Genomic DNA, 15,276 nt, shown 5'->3' with positions numbered 1-15,276 from the left:
TCACAAGGAATGCCTGCCGTTGCTTTGGCCGTTGCCGTTGCTTGCGCAGTGGCATCTGCAGGTGCAGGGCGCAGCCCTGCCGATACCCTTACACTGGCCGCCTTCTCCTGCGCCCCCGCCCGATGAACCTTCCCCTGCATTTCGGCCTGCTCGGTACGCTCGAAGCGGGCCTCATTGCCCTGCTGGTCGGCTTGCTGGCGTATTTCCTGTGGCACCACCTGTGCCGGCTGCTGCACTGGACCGTGGGCCATGCCATCGGCTGGTCGTGCGTCATCGCGGTGATCATCTCCGCCGGTATCGATGCGTGGAAACTGTTTTACATGGGCATCGTGCGGCTGGAGTCACCGCTGTACGCGCGGCTGTTCCTGTCCACCATCCACGATCCGAACGAACTGGGCAGCCGCGTGGTGCTGGAGATCGCCGGTGCACTTTCCGGTGTTGCCTTGGGATGGGTGTTGTTCAGTTCGCGGTCATCGGAAAAAACCGTCGATTGACGCAGGTTTTTCGTTCGTTGCCGGTTAAATCCGGCAGCGCTGAATGCCCGTCTTACTCCCTGCTCACTTCGTACTAACCACCGCGCTAAAGCATGCATCTGCGCGAGTGGTTAACCGTGTGTGTTCGGGCGGATCGTCGCGCAAAATCGATTCAGAAACGCGGTGGCAGGGTAGGTGCTGTGCGGAAACAACGACCGCGCACTACCACCCTTCAGGAGACACCCCAGATGACTATTCGCAACCGCAAGCCCCTGATCGCCCTGATCGTCGCCGCCGGCAGCGTGTTGGCCATCCCGGCGATGGCGCAGTCGGCCAAGCAGCAGGCCGCGCATGCACAGAACGAAGCGGCGCAGGCCCAGCAGGCGGCGGCACAGGCGGGCCAGGCCGCCGACCAGGCGACCGATGCGGCCGCTGCCGCATCGGCGCAGGCCAACGGCGGTGGCCAGACCTGGGCCAGCATCGATACCGATGGCAACGGCACCATCAGCAAGAGCGAAGCGCAGGTGAATGCGGGCCTTGCGCAGGTGTTCGACCAGGCCGATGCCAACAAGGACGGCCAGCTGAGCGCCGACGAATACAAGGCCTACGTGGCCGCCCAGCAGGCCGGTGCCGGCGCGGGTGGTACGGCTGCAGGCCAGGGCCGCTGATCCACGGTTGATTCGGGACAACCGGTGCATGGGCAACCCGGGTGGCTTCGGCCACCCGGGTTTTTTCCGTCATGTCAGGGCCTGTATCCTAGGGCGATGAACACCTCCACGCCTGCGCCCTCGCGCGCCATCGGCCTGGTCGGTTTTGACGGTGACGACACGCTGTGGAAGAGCGAAGACTACTACCGCAAGGCCGAGCAGGATTACCTGGACCTGCTGTCGCGCTACGTCGACGTGCACGACACCCAGACCGCCCGCCACCTGCTGGAAGTGCAGCAGCGCAACCTGGCCGTGTTCGGCTACGGCGTGAAGGGCATGGTCCTGTCGATGATCGAAGCCGCCATCGACATCACCGGCCAGCGCATCGACGCCAAGGACATCCAGCGCATGCTGGACATCGGCCATGACACCCTGCGCCACCCGGTCGAGCTGATCGATGGCGTGCGCGAATCGGTGGCGGCCATCGCCGAACACTACCCGGTAGTGCTGATCACCAAGGGCGACCTGTTCCATCAGGAAGCCAAGATCAAGGTGGCCCGCCTGCACGAGCTGTTCCCGCGCATCGAGATCGTTTCGGAAAAGGATCCGGAAACCTACGCGCGCGTGCTGGCCGAGTTCAACCTGCCGATGCAGCAGTTCGTGATGGTGGGCAACTCGCTGCGCTCGGATATCGAGCCGGTGGTCACCCTCGGCGGTTGGGGCATCCATACTCCGTATGCGGTGACCTGGGCACACGAGACCCAGCACGGCATGGCCGACGACGAACCGCGCATGGTCACCACCGATACCGCTTGGGACTGGCCGGCCGCGTTGGCGACGATCGAGGCCAAGGCCAAGGCCGCGGCCTGACACGGCGCGCCCGCTGCGGCAGAATCGGGTCATGAAACTGCCACTGCGCGCGCTGCTGTTGTCCCTGCTGTTGGCGCCGGCCACCGTGCTGGCCCAGCAGACCGCCGAACGCTCGGCGACCTACGAGGTGGATACCGGCGATGCCTGGGTCGACACTCAATTGGCCGACATCAATCACTATGCCGAGCGTTACCCCGATGCCTTCCTCGACGAGGTATCGCGCTACGCCGGTGTACCGCGCGGCTACATCGCCGCGCTGGCCACCACCCACCAGTGGCAGGCCGGCGACATCTACTTCGCCTGCTTCTGGGCCAAGGCCAGTGGCCAGACCTGCCGCGACAGCGTGCGTGCCTTCAGCCAGGACCCGCAGGGCGGCTGGGAGGAGGTGGTGAAGCGGATGCCGGCCAAGCCGCAGAACCTGCACTACCGCGCCGTGCGCCACGCCATCGTGGCCAGCTATGAGCACTGGGACCGGCCGATCACCTTGGATGCCACGCTGAAGCGCCAGTTGGGCCGGTAGCGCCGGGCCATGCCCGGCGAGCGCACCCACCAATAGCAGTCCGCAGGTCGCGCCCACCCGGAGCGGGCCAGGCGCCATGTTGCTATGCGTATCGCCGCGGCTGCGCACTCCGGCGACAATACGGGTTCTCGCCGTTCCCCGTTCCCGTAATCGAGTGACTGATGAGCGCCTCTTTCGTTTCGCCTGATGTGATCCGCCGCCTGTTTGCCCAGGCCATGTCCCGCATGTACCGCACCGAAGTGCCGCTGTACGGCACGCTGGTGGAGCTGGTGGAGCGGATCAACACGCAGGTCCTGGCGCAGGACCCGGCGCTGGCCGCGCAGCTGCTGCGCAATGACGAGCGCGCCCGCCTGGATGAAGAACGCCATGGCGCGATCCGCGTCGGCACCCCGCAGGAACTGGCCACCCTTCGCCGTCTGTTCGCAGTGATGGGCATGTACCCGGTGGGCTACTACGATCTGTCGGTGGCCGGCGTGCCGGTGCACTCCACCGCATTCCGCCCGCTGACTGCCGCCGCGCTGGCCCTGAACCCGTTCCGCGTGTTCACCTCGCTGCTGCGTCTGGAGCTGATCGAAGACGAGGCGCTGCGTGCGCAGTCGGCCGAGATCCTCGCCCGCCGCCGCATCTTCACCGACGAGGCGCTGGCGCTGATCGACCAGGCCGAGCGTGAGGGTGGCCTGACCCAGGCCGATGCCGAGCGCTTCGTCGAACAGGCGCTGGAGACCTTCCGCTGGCATGGCGACGCCACTGTGGATCTGCCGACCTACCACGCCCTGCACAAGGCACACCGGCTGGTGGCCGACGTGGTCAGCTTCCGTGGCCCGCACATCAACCACCTGACCCCGCGCACGCTCGACATCGACGCTGCACAGGCGGCGATGATCGAGCACGGCATGTCCGCCAAGGCCGTGATCGAGGGCCCGCCGCGCCGCGCCTGTCCGATCCTGCTGCGGCAGACCAGCTTCAAGGCATTGGAAGAGGCCGTGCACTTCCCCGACAACGAGGGTGGCGACGCCGGCACCCATACCGCGCGCTTCGGCGAGATCGAACAACGCGGCCTGGCGCTGACCGCCAAGGGCCGCGCGCTGTACGACCAGCTGCTGACGCAGGCGCGCGATGCCGGTGGCGCGGGCAGCACCGGCGGCGACTACGGCCAGCGCCTGCAGGCGGTGTTCGCCAGCTTCCCGGATGACCACGACACCCTGCGCCAGGAAGGCCTGGGTTACTACCGTTACCAGCTGACCGACGCCGGCCGCGCCGCGCCGGAACGCGTGGCCGACCTTCCTGCCGAAGTGCTGGTGGCTGCTGGCCTGGCCACGGCCGATCCGATTGTCTACGAGGACTTCCTGCCGGTCAGTGCCGCAGGCATCTTCCAATCGAACCTGGGCGGTGGCGAACAGCGCGCCTACGCCGCACATGCCAATCGCGATGCCTTTGAACAGGCGATGGGCGTGGCCGTGAATGATGAGTTCGAGATCTACGAACGCATCCAGGCCGAATCGCTGGCAGCGCTGCGCGGGTAAACCGCGCGCTGTGCAGTCGAGCGTGGGCTCGGCTCTACAGGGATGTTGCGGCGCTGCCTTTTGTAGAGCCGAGCCAAGCTCGGCTCCACGGAAGCGGGCGTCAGCCCTTCATCGTGCCCGTATCCAGCCACCGCTGGTGCCACGACAGCGCTTCCGGCAGCAGGTGCGGGGTGTGCTTGCCGTAGCTTTCGCGGCTGGCGCGGTCGAAGTAATCCTGCAGCTGCGCGCGGAAATCCGGGTGCGCGCAGTTGTCGATCAGCACCTGCGCGCGCTTGCGCGGGGTCAGGCCACGCAGATCGGCCAGGCCCTGTTCGGTCACGATCACCGACACGTCGTGCTCTGTGTGGTCGACGTGGCTGGCCATCGGCACGATCGCCGAGATGGTGCCGTTCTTCGCCGTCGACGGGCTCAGGAACGCCGACAGGAAACCATTGCGGGCGAAGTCGCCCGAACCGCCGATGCCGTTCATGATCCGGGTGCCCATCACGTGCGTCGAATTGACGTTGCCGTAGATGTCCACTTCGATCATGCCGTTCATGCCGATGCAGCCCAGGCGGCGCACCAGTTCCGGATGGTTGGAGATCTCCTGCGTGCGCATGATGATGCGCTCGCGGTAGAAATCGATGTTCTCCTTGAACGTCTCGTTGGCCTGCGGGCTCAGTGCGAAGCCGGTGCATGAGGCATAGCTCAGCACGCCGTCGCGCAGCAGGTCGAGCATGCCGTCCTGGATCACTTCGGTGAACGCCGCCAGGTCGCGGAAACCGCTCTTGGCCAGGCCGGCCAGCACCGCGTTGGGGATGTTGCCCACGCCCGACTGCAGCGGCAGCAGGTTCGGCGGCAGGCGACCCTTCTTCACTTCGTGCTGCAGGAACTCGATCAGGTGCGCGGCGATCTGCTCGCTGGTCGCATCGATCGGGCTGAACGGGCTGTTGCGGTCCGGACCGTTGGTGCGCACCACGGCCACGATCTTGTCCGGGTCGCAGCGCAGCGCGGTCTCGCCGATGCGGTCGTTGGCATTGACCAGCGGAATCGGTTTGCGGTGCGGCGGCAGCGCCGTGCCGTAGTAGATGTCATGCATGCCGTCCACGCCGGCCGGCTGCCACTCGTTGACCTCGATGATCACCTTCTTGGCCAGGTCCAGCCAGGTCTTGTTGTTGCCCAGCGAGGTGGAGGGCACCAGCGAGCCATCCTCGCGGATGGCCGACACCTCGACCACGGCGGTATCGATCTCGCCGTAGAAGCCGAACCAGACGTGCTGGGCGACGTGGCTGAGATGGATGTCGATGTAGTCCAGCTTGCCCTCGTTGATGCGGTTGCGTGCATCCGGGTCGCTCTGGAATGGCATGCGCATGGCGATGCCATCGGCCTTGGCCAGCGCGCCATCGAGTTCCGGCGCAGTGGAGGCACCGGTCATCAGGCTGATCTGGAAGGGCAGGCCCTGGGCATGCACCGCTTCGATGCGGCGGGCCAGTTCAACGGGAACGGCCTTGGGGTAACCGGAGCCGGTAAAGCCGCTCATGGCCACGGTTTCACCGGGCTGGATCAGCGCGGCTGCGGCCTCGGCGGAGACCACGCGGTCACGAAGACGCGCGTTGGCGATGCGATCAACAGTCATGACGACAGCGTTTCTGGGGGGAATCCCGATTATCGGCCATCCCCTGCCGTACGGGGGGTTCTACCTTCGTGGAATGGTGTTTCCGCGAACGCCTCTCCCATACCCGTCGGTTTTGTTTTGCAGTGCAGCGTGCAAAGTACTTTCGTACACCGCACGATGGCCCTGCATCCCGACGTGGGGGAGGGAGCAGAGCCCGCTGGCAGTTCGCTGCAAGCGGGCTTTTTTATTGTCTGCCGCCCAAGATGAATACGCAGCCTCCCATTATCGGCAGTGCCGGCCGCTGGCCGGCAACCTCGGCAACTTCCGGCAGGATCATCGCCGTTGTCCGCCCGCAGTCGGCGCGACCGGGTCGATACAATCCCCCCATGACCCTCGCCCCCGCCGAATTGCCCGCCACCCTGCAGCCCCTCGTCGACCGCGCACTGGCGCGCCTGGCCCAGGCAGTGCCCGATCCCATCCCGGCCGAGCTGCAGCCGATGCTGACCCGGCTGGCGGTGACCAGCGACTTCGCCTTGGATACGCTGGTGCGGCAACCGGCGCTGCTGACGCAATTGGCCACTCCCGGCTGCCCGCCGATCCCAGCCCCGGTGCTCGACCCGCTGCAGCCCAGCGACTGGCCCGCACAACTGCGACGCTGGCGCACGGCGATGTCGACCCGCTTGATCTGGCGCGACCTGGCCGGGCTGGACGACGTGCCGCAGACCCTCGCCGGTGCCACTGCGCTGGCCGAGGACTGCCTGCGCTTGGCGCTGGACGCCCTGCAGCAGGAGTTCACCCAGCGCCATGGCGTGATCCTCGATGACCACGGCCAACCGCAGCAGCTGGTGGTGTTCGGGCTGGGCAAGCTGGGCGGTGGCGAGCTCAACTTCAGTTCCGATGTCGATCTGGTCTACGCCTACGTGCAGGGCGGTGAATCCGACGGTCCGCGCGCGCTGGTGGCCGAGGAGTACTTCGCCCGGCTCGGCCAGCGCCTGGCCAAGCTGCTGGATGAAACCACCGTCGACGGCTTCAGCCATCGCGTCGACCTGCGCCTGCGCCCGTTCGGCAACGCCGGACGCGTGGCGCTGTCGTTCGCCGGCATGGACCAGTATTTCCAGCGCGAGGGACGCGACTGGGAGCGCTATGCGTGGTTGAAGGCGCGCGCGGTGGCCGGTGACATCGCCGCCGGCGAGGCGTGGCTGCAGACCCTGCGTCCGTTCGTGTACCGCCGCTACCTCGACTTCACCGCGCTGGATGGCCTGCGCGAAATGAAAGCGGCGATCACCGCTGAAGTCGCGCGCCGCGAGATGCACGACGACATCAAGCGTGGCGCTGGCGGCATCCGCGAAATCGAGTTCCTGTGCCAGGCACTGCAGCTGATCCGCGGCGGCCGCGAGCCGGTGCTGCGTGAGCGGCGGTTGCTGGTCGCGCTGGAGGCGCTGGTCGCGGCCGGGCAGATCGCCAGCGACGATGGCGCCGCGTTGCGCGAGGCCTATCTGTTCCTGCGCCGCCTGGAAAACCGCCTGCAGATGCTGCGCGATGCGCAGACCCATGTGCTGCCCTCCGATGTGCTCGATCGCGAACGCATTGCCGTCGGCCTCGGCTATTCCGATTGGGATGCGTTGCGCGCTGCATTGACCGTGCAGCAGCAACGCGTCAGCACCGAGTTCGGTGCACTGCTGGCCCCGCGCAAGGGCCAGGCGGCGCCCGACGCACTGGCCAACTACTGGCGCAGCCTGCCCGAAGGCAGCAACGCACCGCTGCTGGCCGAGGCCGGTTTCCTCGATGCCAATGGCGCCGATCAGTCACTGCGTGATTTCGCCCAGGGCACAGGCGTGAAGTCGCTGTCCGATGCGGCACGTGCGCGCCTGGATCGCGTGCTGCCAGCACTGTTGCACGCCGCCACCCGTTCGCCGCAGCCCGACGCCGCACTCAAGCGCGTGCTCGGTCTGCTGCAGGCGGTGCTGCGCCGTACCAGCTACCTGGCGCTGCTGGACGAACAGCCCAGCGCGCTCGCGCGCCTGGTCGACGTGCTGGCCCGCAGTGCATTGCTGGCCGAACGCCTGGCTGCGTATCCGTTGCTGCTGGACGAACTGCTGGACGTGCGCGTGTCCGGGCCGATGCCCGATGCCGCCGGCATGCTGGCCGAATGCCAACAGGTGTTGCCGGTGGAGGATCCGGAATCGCAGCTGCGCTGGCTCAATGAAACGCGACTGGCGCTCAGCTTCCGCATGGCGATGGCCACGCTGGACGGGCGCCAGGGTGCGGTCGACAGCACCCGTCAACTGGCCGAACTGGCGCAGGCGGTGGTCATCACCGTGCTGGCGATGGCCGAGGCGGACATGCGTGCGGCCCATGGCGTTGTGCCCGGTGGCCGTTTCGCGATCATCGGGTACGGCAGCCTGGGTGGCCTGGAACTGGGCTTCGGTTCGGATCTGGACCTGGTGTTCCTGCACGACCATCCCGCCGCTGTGGAAGCCAGCGATGGCGCGCGCCCGCTGGAGCCTGGCCGCTGGTATGCGCGCCTGGCGCAGAAGGTGATGGCGCTGTTGGCTGCGGTCACCGCCGCCGGCCGCCTGTACGACATCGACGTGCGCCTGCGCCCGGACGGTGGCAAGGGCTCGCTGGTGTCTTCGCTGGCCAGCTACACCGAGTATCAGCGCGAACGCGCCTGGACCTGGGAACACCAGGCGCTGGTGCGCGCACGCGGTGTGGCCGGTGATGCCAGCCTGCTGCAGGATTTCGAAGACGTACGCGCGCAGACGCTGGGCCGCGAACGCGATCGCGCAACACTGTATGCCGATGTAGTGAAGATGCGCGGTCGCATGCGTACCGAACTGGACCGTAGCGATGCTGCGCGACTCGACCTGAAGCAGGGCGCAGGCGGTGTGGTCGATCTGGAATTCCTGCTGCAGACCGGCGTGCTGGCACGCAGTGCGCAGACACCTGCATTGCTGCAGCCGCGCGCCACGCCGGCCTTGATCGACGCGTTGGCGGCGGCGGGGTTCCTGCCCGACGCCACCGCACAGGCCCTGCACACTGCACACGCGACGCTGTTGGAGGTAGGGCTGGCCTGCACGCTGGATCGCAGGCCGCGGTTGGCGCCGACGACGCCGGCCATCGAAGACGCATGTGCGGCGATCAGCGCCGCGTGCATCGCCGCGGAGCTGCCGTTCGCCTGAGTGGCTGTAGCTGCTTTGGGTAGGTGCCGACCGTTGGTCGGCACAATCTCTCAGCTGCGATGAACCTTGAAGAAGCGTGCCGACCAACGGTCGGCACCCACCGGGTTCAGGGAGTGCGCCAACCAAGATTGGCAGCTACCGGATCAATGGCCCGGCGGTGGCCTTACATTGGTAGGTGCCGACCGTTGGTCGGCACAATCTCTCAGCTGCGATGAACCCTGAAGAAGCGTGCCGACCAACGGTCGGCACCCACCGGGTTCAGGGAGTGCGCCAACCAAGGTTGGCAGCTACCGGATCAATGGCCCGGCGATGGCCTTACATTGGTAGGTGCCGACCGTTGGTCGGCACAATCTTTCAGCTGCGATGAACCTTGAAGAAGCGTGCCGACCAACGGTCGGCACCCACCGGGTTCTGGGAGTGTGCCAACCAAGGTTGGCACCCACCGATGAGACGGTCAGCCCGCGGTGCGCAGCGGCGCCATCTTCCACAGCAGCGCGCGGAACGGGGCCAGCAGGCACACGCCAATCGCCAGCTTCACCGCAAGATCGCCCGCCGCCCAGCTCACCCACGGCAGGGTGGAACCGGCAAACGCGATCGACCAGAAGATGGTGGTATCCACCGTCGCGCTGCAGGTGGTGGCCACCATCGGTGCGCGCCACCAGCTGCCACGGCGCAGGCGGTCGAACACGGTGATGTCCAGCAGCTGGGCAACGATGAAGGCCGAGCACGAGGCAATCGCAATGCGCGGCGTTGCCACCCACACCGACAGCAGCACCGCCACCGCAAAACCGATCCACGCCACGCGGCGGGCGGGGCCCGGGCCGAAGCGGCGGTTGATCAGGTTGCTGACCAGGAAGGCCACCGGATAGCTGAAAGCGCCCCAGGTCAGCCAGTCATTGATGGGGTACTGCACCAGCACGTTGGACAGCAGCACCACCGCGCCCATGGCCAGCACCGCCAGCACCAGGGCGCGGGCGGTCAATGGGGCAAAAACAGGCGCAGGACGCACGGACATGGCGAGCCAGGGGGACAAAAGGGATCGCCCATTATCCGCCCGGCCCGCCGCAAAGCCAAAAACGGCCGTTCAGCTTTACAGCTGCTCGCTCAGCGCGTCGCCGGCGGCATAGGCCGTGGGCACATAGGCCAGCGCCTTGCCGTCGCTGTTTTTTACCGTCCAGCCGGCACCGGCCTCGGTCGGATCGAAACGCACCTGCTGGCCGACCACGAAGCCGGCCACCGGGTCATCGCCCTCGATCGCCGGCCACTGCAGGGTCGCGGTCTGGTCGGCCTTGTCCGGTACCTGCAACTGCACCTGGCGCTCGCCGGCCGCGGTGGTCGCCACCTGCTTCACTTCCATCGGCGGCAGCGGCACCGCCGGCGTGCGCTCGGCAACCTTGCCATTGCGCTCGCTGGCCTTGAACGGCGCCTTGGACAGCGCGGCCAGGCCCATCGAAGTGGCCAGCGGAACCGACACCACGATCAGCGAAGTGACCAACACGCTGGCCTGGCCGCTGTTGATGTGCGGGGCGGCGCCAGCGTGCACGGTTGGCACCGTCAGGGCCGAGAGCAGCAGGGCGGCGGCGGGGGCGCGCAGGGAACGAAGCATGGTGACCTCCTGGTCGGGAAGAAAAGCAGCGGCTCAGCGCTGTGTATCGAAAATATCGCGTGGGCCGGTGGCCTCGGGCAGGTATTCCAGCGGCCGGCCTTGGTTGTCCCGCACCTGCCAGCCGTTGCTGGACCCTGCAGGCTCGAAGTTGACGGTCTGGCCCACGTTGAACTGCACGGCGGGGTCGCCGGGGCGCTTGGGCCACTGCATCGAGGCGGTATTCTGTGGATTATTGGCATCGCGCAGCAGTACTTCGCGGCGGCCATCGACGGTGGTGGAGATGGCGCTGACCTGCATCTGTGGCAGTTTCACCGACGCCCCCTGGCCCGCGGGCAGCCCGGCCTCCTCAGCTTCCTTGGCAGCTGCGGCGCGCGCGGAGGTTACCAGCGGTGCGGACATCTCCAGGCTCGGGCCTTCGGGCGCGCTGTTCTGCAGGATCACGATGCGGCGCTCGGCGTGTGCCGGCGCAGCGGACAACAGGCCGCCGCATACCAGCGCGGCCAACATGGACAATTGCAGGGTACGCATCATCTTCTCCTTGCCAGATCAGTGAGTGGCTGCAGCGGCCGGATCGACCGTCGCATGCGTAATGGTCAGTTCCTGCTGCAGCTGGCTGCGCTGGTGCAGGAAGTCGAATACCGATTCCACCGTCACCACCGAGTAGTTGCCGGAAATGCGTTCGCTGGCCGGATGGTCGGTGGTGGTGGCGTTGGCCACGAACAGGCGCGCGCCCACGCGCTTGCCCAGGCCGATATGCAGCACGCTGGGCTGGTACTGCTGCGCGCGCAGCCATTGCTGGGCCTGTTCGCGCTTGACGATGACCGGGCCGCCTTCAGCCTGCGCCATCGCCGCGGCCAGCACTTCCAGGATCCACTGGTTGGAATTCTGGAAGTCGGTGGCGAACGGATAGGCCACCACGTTGTACTTCGATTCGTGCAACGCCTTGGGCTGGATCGCCGGCGCTGCCAGCATCCGCTTCAGTGCCAGCTGCAACGCCGGCGGTGGCACGCCGATGCGCAGGTCGGTATGGGTGCCGCTCTCGCCGACGAAATTGCCCAGGCCCTCGCGGTACAGCTGCGAGCTGTCGGTCTTGCAGCGGTTGAGCAGGTGCAGCGCACGCCAGCGGCCGTCGTCCTCGCGCAGCAGGAAGGCCAGGTGGCTGTGGCGCAGGCCGTAGCGGCTCAGGTCCTGGCCACCACGCGCGGCGATCACTACATCCACGTCGGGCAGCGCGTCCAGGCGCTCGGCCGTGGTCCACGCCACATCGAACATCGCCGCCTGTGCGGCCACGCTGGGGTAGCGCTCGACGCAGGTGCCGCTGTCGGCCCATGCCGGCGCTGTGGCCAGCAGGCCCATCAACAGAAGCAGGCCGCCGCGCAGGCGATGCAGACGTTCCATGTATACCGCTCCAGACGCGGGCAGGCCCGCGCGCCGATCATACCCGCATCGCCGGAATCAGCGCTCCACGCCCTTGCGCCGCAATTCCTTGTCGCAGGCATCGCTGATCGGCGCGATCGGCAACGGCGGACGCTCGTTGCGCGGATTACGCAGGGCCGGCTGCTCGCGGTAGGCATCCAGCTGCTGCTGGCAGGCGTGCGACAACGGGTCCAGTTCGGTGGGGGTAGTGGAGCAGGCCGCCAACAGGGCCAGCGGCAGCAGAAGCAGGGTACGCATGGGCGTCCAGTTCGAGGGGGAGGCTGGACTCTAACCGCGCTGTCGCATCGAAATGTTCAGAAAACGCTGGACGGGGTTGCCGGCCAGCGGCCGGCACTACCCCACGCTGAGACGCGCCTTGACCTCGACGGCAATCCGCGCGGTCTCGCGCAGCGGTTCGATGCGGTCGTACTGCCAATCCAACCAGCGTGTCTGCAAGCGCCCGCGCTCGCGCAGCTGCTGCTGGAAGCGCGCCAGCCGTCCCTGCGCGGTATCGGCCAGGGCCACCATCACCGGCATGCGCGTGGCGCTGGCCTCGGACAGCAGGTTCACCGAATCGGGCGACACCACCACCCGGTTGGCCCAGCCGAGCAGGCCGGCATACGGGTTCACGCCATCGCCGCCATCACCCCAGATCACATGCGGCAGGTCGGCGAATTTCGCGCGCAGGATCTCGGCCAGCGCCGGCGGCGTGCGCCGCGAAGTGGTCGCCAGCAGACTGCCGCCTTCGCTGCGGATCTGTTCGGCCAGCGCCTGGAACACGTGCACCATCGCGGTCTCATCCCACGGTGCCAGCGGCGTCGGCCCGCCCACCAGCAGCGCGGTGCGCGGGCCGGGCAGGGTGCTGAAGCTGGCGAACGCGGCGCGGCCCCAGGCCAGCCAGTCATCGTCCACCGGGTTCAGGCTGCCGACCAGGGTCAGCACGTTGCTGCCGCGCAGGGCGTCATGCTCGGGCACCACCACCACGTCCCAGGGGCGGGAGCCGATGCGCGGGTCGAGGATCTGCACCACCTGGCTGCCGCGCGCACGCAGCACGCGCAGCGCACCGGCGGCCTGGCGACCACAGCCGATCGCCAACGCAGGGGCTTCGGCAGCCAGTGACGCGAACGCCTCGCCGTAGCCGTTCACATCACCGGGCAAGCGCCGCGGCGACAGCCAGCGCCACGGGGCGCGGGGGTGCAGCACCAGGGGCCGGTGGCTGCCCAGGCGCAGCGCCGTCGCCAGCGCGACCGCTTGGCGGACATTACCGGCACGGCCATCAGTAACCGTCCATGGCGTGCTCGATCGTTTCACCATTGGCATTAATTCGTTTCAATCCTGCTGGGTGTTGCAACAGTCGCGACACTCTACACTGCGGATCGACGTTCCGCCCCGCGCCGCCCGCGGGCACTGACCTTAGCCGCCCTGGAGATCCACCGATGTCCCACGCGCTCGACGCTGCCGCACTGGACCAGTTGTTCCGCACCGCCCGTACCCAGAACGCCTTCCTCGACAAGCCTGTCGACGACGCGCAGCTGCACGCTCTGTACGACCTGCTGAAGTGGGCACCCACCGCCGCCAACGGCAGCCCGGCCCGCTTCGTGTTCGTGAAGTCGGCCGAAGCCAAGGCCAAGCTCGCACCGGCGCTGTCCGAAGGCAACCACAACAAGACCCTGGCCGCTCCGGTCACCGTCATCGTGGCCTTCGACCAGGACTTCCATGAGAAGCTGCCGTACCTGTTCCCGCACACCGATGCCAAGGCCTGGTTCGACGGCCCGCGCGAAGGCCGCCACGAAGGCGCGTTCCGCAACGGCAGCCTGCAGGGCGGTTACCTGATCCTGGCTGCACGCGCGCTGGGCCTGGATGCCGGTCCGATGTCCGGCTTCGACAACGCCAAGGTGGACGAAGCCTTCTTCGCCGGCACCAGCATCAAGTCGAATTTCCTGGTCAACCTGGGGTACGGTGACGATTCGGGCCTGTTCCCCCGTCTGCCGCGTCTGTCGTTCGACGAAGCGGCGCGCATCGCGTAAGTCGCTGTATCGGTTTCGGGCCCGCCCGCCGTGGCGGGCCATTGCTGCACTGTGTTCCCACCCTACGATCCGGAGAGTTCCTGAGATGAGCGCCACCCGTAAACTGCTGCTGCCGCTGGCCCTGACCCTGGCCATCGCCGCCTGCTCCAAGCCGGCCGACACCGCCGCCCCGGCGGCTGATGCTGCTGCCCCGGCCACCACCGAGCAGGCTGCCACCACCCCGGCCGCCGATGCCGCCGCTGCTGCCCCGGCGGCTGCCGCCATCGCCATCGCCTCGGGCACCTACAAGCTCGACCCGACCCACACCGACGTGCTGGCGCAGTGGAGCCACTTCGGCTTCTCCAACCCGAGCGCGCACTTCGGCAACGCCGAAGGCACCCTGGTGTACGACGCCACCGACGTCACCAAGTCCACCGTGGAAGTGAAGCTGCCGCTGAGCGGCCTGAACAGCTTCACCGCCAAGTTCGACGAACACCTGAAGAGCGCCGACTTCTTCGACGCTGCCAAGTTCCCGGCCGCCAGCTTCAAGAGCACCAAGGTCGAATCGGCCGGCACCAACAAGCTGACCGTCACTGGCGATCTGACCATCAAGGACATCACCAAGCCGGTGACCCTGGATGTGACCGTCAACGGCGGCGGCGAGCACCCGATGGCCAAGGTTCCGGCTGCTGGCTTCGATGCCACCACCACGATCAAGCGCAGCGATTTCGGCGTCGGCGCCTACGCCCCGAACGTCAGCGATGAAGTGAAGATCCGCATCACCACCGAAGCCACCGGCGAGAAGCCGGCTGCTTGATGAAACATCCCGCTCACTCGTCGTGAGAAGGCAGAAGGCCCGCTGAAAAGCGGGCCTTCTTTTTTGGGTTCTGGTAGAGCCGGCCGCTGGCCGGCTGCGGACCTGGATTCGGTGGGGGCGGACCGTTGGTCCGCACAATCTCTCCGAAGCAGGACTTCTCAGCGCAGCGTACCCAGCCACGCGGTCGACGCTTCGCTCGGGCTCTGCTTGGCCTTCACCACCAGCCCGCTCGCGCGCACGAACGTCTGCGCGGCCTGTGCCACCACCTGGCGGGCGATCAGCGCGGCCTGCCTGGTAGACGCCTGCTGCTTGCGCAACTGCACGATATGCACCGACGGGCGACCGACCGGCGCGTACTTCTGGTCGCGGCGCAGGATGTCGGCCACCTGTGCCACTTCGTGTTCGGCCTGCAGGTAACGGTGCTGTGCTTCGACCAGCTCACGCAGCGGTGCGCGCGCCCCTGCCGGGTCGGCGAAGGCGGACAGCACTGCGTCGCAGGCGGTGTCGTCGGCCAGGCGGGTACGCAGCGTGTCCACGCCGCTCAGGGTCAGTTTGCCCACGTGGGGCCTCGTTGGTGCAGGAAAGGAGCGCGATTGTCGCATGGGGTCGCGGTTACCATGGC

General features: G+C 67.3%; 16 protein-coding genes. 8 read left to right on the top strand and 8 right to left on the bottom strand.

From position 1 onward, the window contains the following. The first annotated feature begins 122 nt into the window (after positions 1-122). The 5 genes from HUT07_RS17635 to HUT07_RS17615 all read left to right on the top strand — a co-directional run bounded on the left by HUT07_RS17635 (position 123) and on the right by HUT07_RS17615 (position 4,033). Positions 123-494 carry a hypothetical protein gene (locus HUT07_RS17635; protein ID WP_176022006.1) on the top strand — a complete coding sequence of 124 codons (372 nt, stop codon included), beginning with the start codon at positions 123-125 and terminating at the stop codon, positions 492-494. Between the two features lie 227 nt (positions 495-721). Beyond that, on the top strand, positions 722-1,141 hold the full coding sequence (locus tag HUT07_RS17630; RefSeq protein ID WP_100554560.1) for an EF-hand domain-containing protein: 420 nt from the start codon (positions 722-724) through the stop codon (positions 1,139-1,141). Between the two features lie 96 nt (positions 1,142-1,237). After that, complete coding sequence (locus HUT07_RS17625) at positions 1,238-1,990, top strand: HAD family hydrolase (RefSeq protein WP_176022005.1); 753 nt, start codon at positions 1,238-1,240, stop codon at positions 1,988-1,990. Positions 1,991-2,021: 31 nt separating this feature from the next. Continuing rightward, positions 2,022-2,510 (top strand): hypothetical protein, encoded by a 489-nt coding sequence (locus tag HUT07_RS17620; protein ID WP_176022004.1) that lies wholly within the window; start codon positions 2,022-2,024, stop codon positions 2,508-2,510. 161 nt (positions 2,511-2,671) lie between these two features. After that, on the top strand, positions 2,672-4,033 hold the full coding sequence (locus tag HUT07_RS17615; protein ID WP_176022003.1) for a VOC family protein: 1,362 nt from the start codon (positions 2,672-2,674) through the stop codon (positions 4,031-4,033). 100 nt (positions 4,034-4,133) lie between these two features. On the opposite strand, the gene HUT07_RS17610 is transcribed toward HUT07_RS17615, so the two are convergent. Then, positions 4,134-5,648: an acetyl-CoA hydrolase/transferase family protein gene (locus tag HUT07_RS17610; protein WP_176022002.1), complete on the bottom strand. Its 1,515-nt coding sequence runs from the start codon at positions 5,646-5,648 to the stop codon at positions 4,134-4,136. A gap of 365 nt (positions 5,649-6,013) precedes the next feature. Here HUT07_RS17610 and glnE point away from each other — a divergent pair, with 365 nt between their 5' ends. Continuing rightward, the gene (glnE, locus tag HUT07_RS17605; protein WP_176022001.1) at positions 6,014-8,809 is read left to right on the top strand and encodes a bifunctional [glutamate--ammonia ligase]-adenylyl-L-tyrosine phosphorylase/[glutamate--ammonia-ligase] adenylyltransferase; all 2,796 of its coding nucleotides are present in this window, start codon (positions 6,014-6,016) and stop codon (positions 8,807-8,809) included. A gap of 454 nt (positions 8,810-9,263) precedes the next feature. Here glnE and HUT07_RS17600 read toward each other — a convergent pair whose 3' ends face one another. From HUT07_RS17600 to HUT07_RS17575, 6 genes are all read right to left on the bottom strand, one after another. Then, positions 9,264-9,824 (bottom strand): queuosine precursor transporter, encoded by a 561-nt coding sequence (locus HUT07_RS17600; protein ID WP_025878224.1) that lies wholly within the window; start codon positions 9,822-9,824, stop codon positions 9,264-9,266. A gap of 75 nt (positions 9,825-9,899) precedes the next feature. Continuing rightward, on the bottom strand, positions 9,900-10,415 hold the full coding sequence (locus HUT07_RS17595; RefSeq protein WP_176022000.1) for a hypothetical protein: 516 nt from the start codon (positions 10,413-10,415) through the stop codon (positions 9,900-9,902). Positions 10,416-10,448: 33 nt separating this feature from the next. Next, positions 10,449-10,943 carry a hypothetical protein gene (locus HUT07_RS17590; protein WP_176021999.1) on the bottom strand — a complete coding sequence of 165 codons (495 nt, stop codon included), beginning with the start codon at positions 10,941-10,943 and terminating at the stop codon, positions 10,449-10,451. A gap of 18 nt (positions 10,944-10,961) precedes the next feature. Next, positions 10,962-11,813 (bottom strand): DUF2145 domain-containing protein, encoded by an 852-nt coding sequence (locus HUT07_RS17585; protein ID WP_176021998.1) that lies wholly within the window; start codon positions 11,811-11,813, stop codon positions 10,962-10,964. 57 nt (positions 11,814-11,870) lie between these two features. Then, entirely contained in the window at positions 11,871-12,089 is a 219-nt protein-coding gene (locus HUT07_RS17580) for a hypothetical protein (RefSeq protein ID WP_032975596.1), read from the bottom strand. Between the two features lie 96 nt (positions 12,090-12,185). Then, positions 12,186-13,145 (bottom strand): mitochondrial fission ELM1 family protein, encoded by a 960-nt coding sequence (locus tag HUT07_RS17575; protein ID WP_176021997.1) that lies wholly within the window; start codon positions 13,143-13,145, stop codon positions 12,186-12,188. A 122-nt stretch (positions 13,146-13,267) separates the two neighbouring features. Between HUT07_RS17575 and HUT07_RS17570 the strand changes: the two genes are divergently transcribed. Further along, positions 13,268-13,858, top strand: coding sequence for a malonic semialdehyde reductase (locus HUT07_RS17570; protein WP_176021996.1), 591 nt, complete (start codon positions 13,268-13,270; stop codon positions 13,856-13,858). A gap of 85 nt (positions 13,859-13,943) precedes the next feature. Then, positions 13,944-14,654, top strand: a complete 711-nt coding sequence (locus tag HUT07_RS17565) for a YceI family protein (protein ID WP_176021995.1) — start codon at positions 13,944-13,946, stop codon at positions 14,652-14,654. Positions 14,655-14,812: 158 nt separating this feature from the next. Here the strand turns inward: HUT07_RS17565 and HUT07_RS17560 are convergent, their stop codons facing one another. Next, positions 14,813-15,214 (bottom strand): hypothetical protein, encoded by a 402-nt coding sequence (locus HUT07_RS17560; protein WP_176021994.1) that lies wholly within the window; start codon positions 15,212-15,214, stop codon positions 14,813-14,815. Positions 15,215-15,276 lie beyond the last annotated feature (62 nt).

The sequence above is a fragment of the Stenotrophomonas sp. NA06056 genome (assembly GCF_013364355.1).
GTDB lineage: Bacteria > Pseudomonadota > Gammaproteobacteria > Xanthomonadales > Xanthomonadaceae > Stenotrophomonas.
Note: the sequence above shows the minus strand (reverse complement) of the source record. Positions and strands in the feature narration are given on the sequence as shown.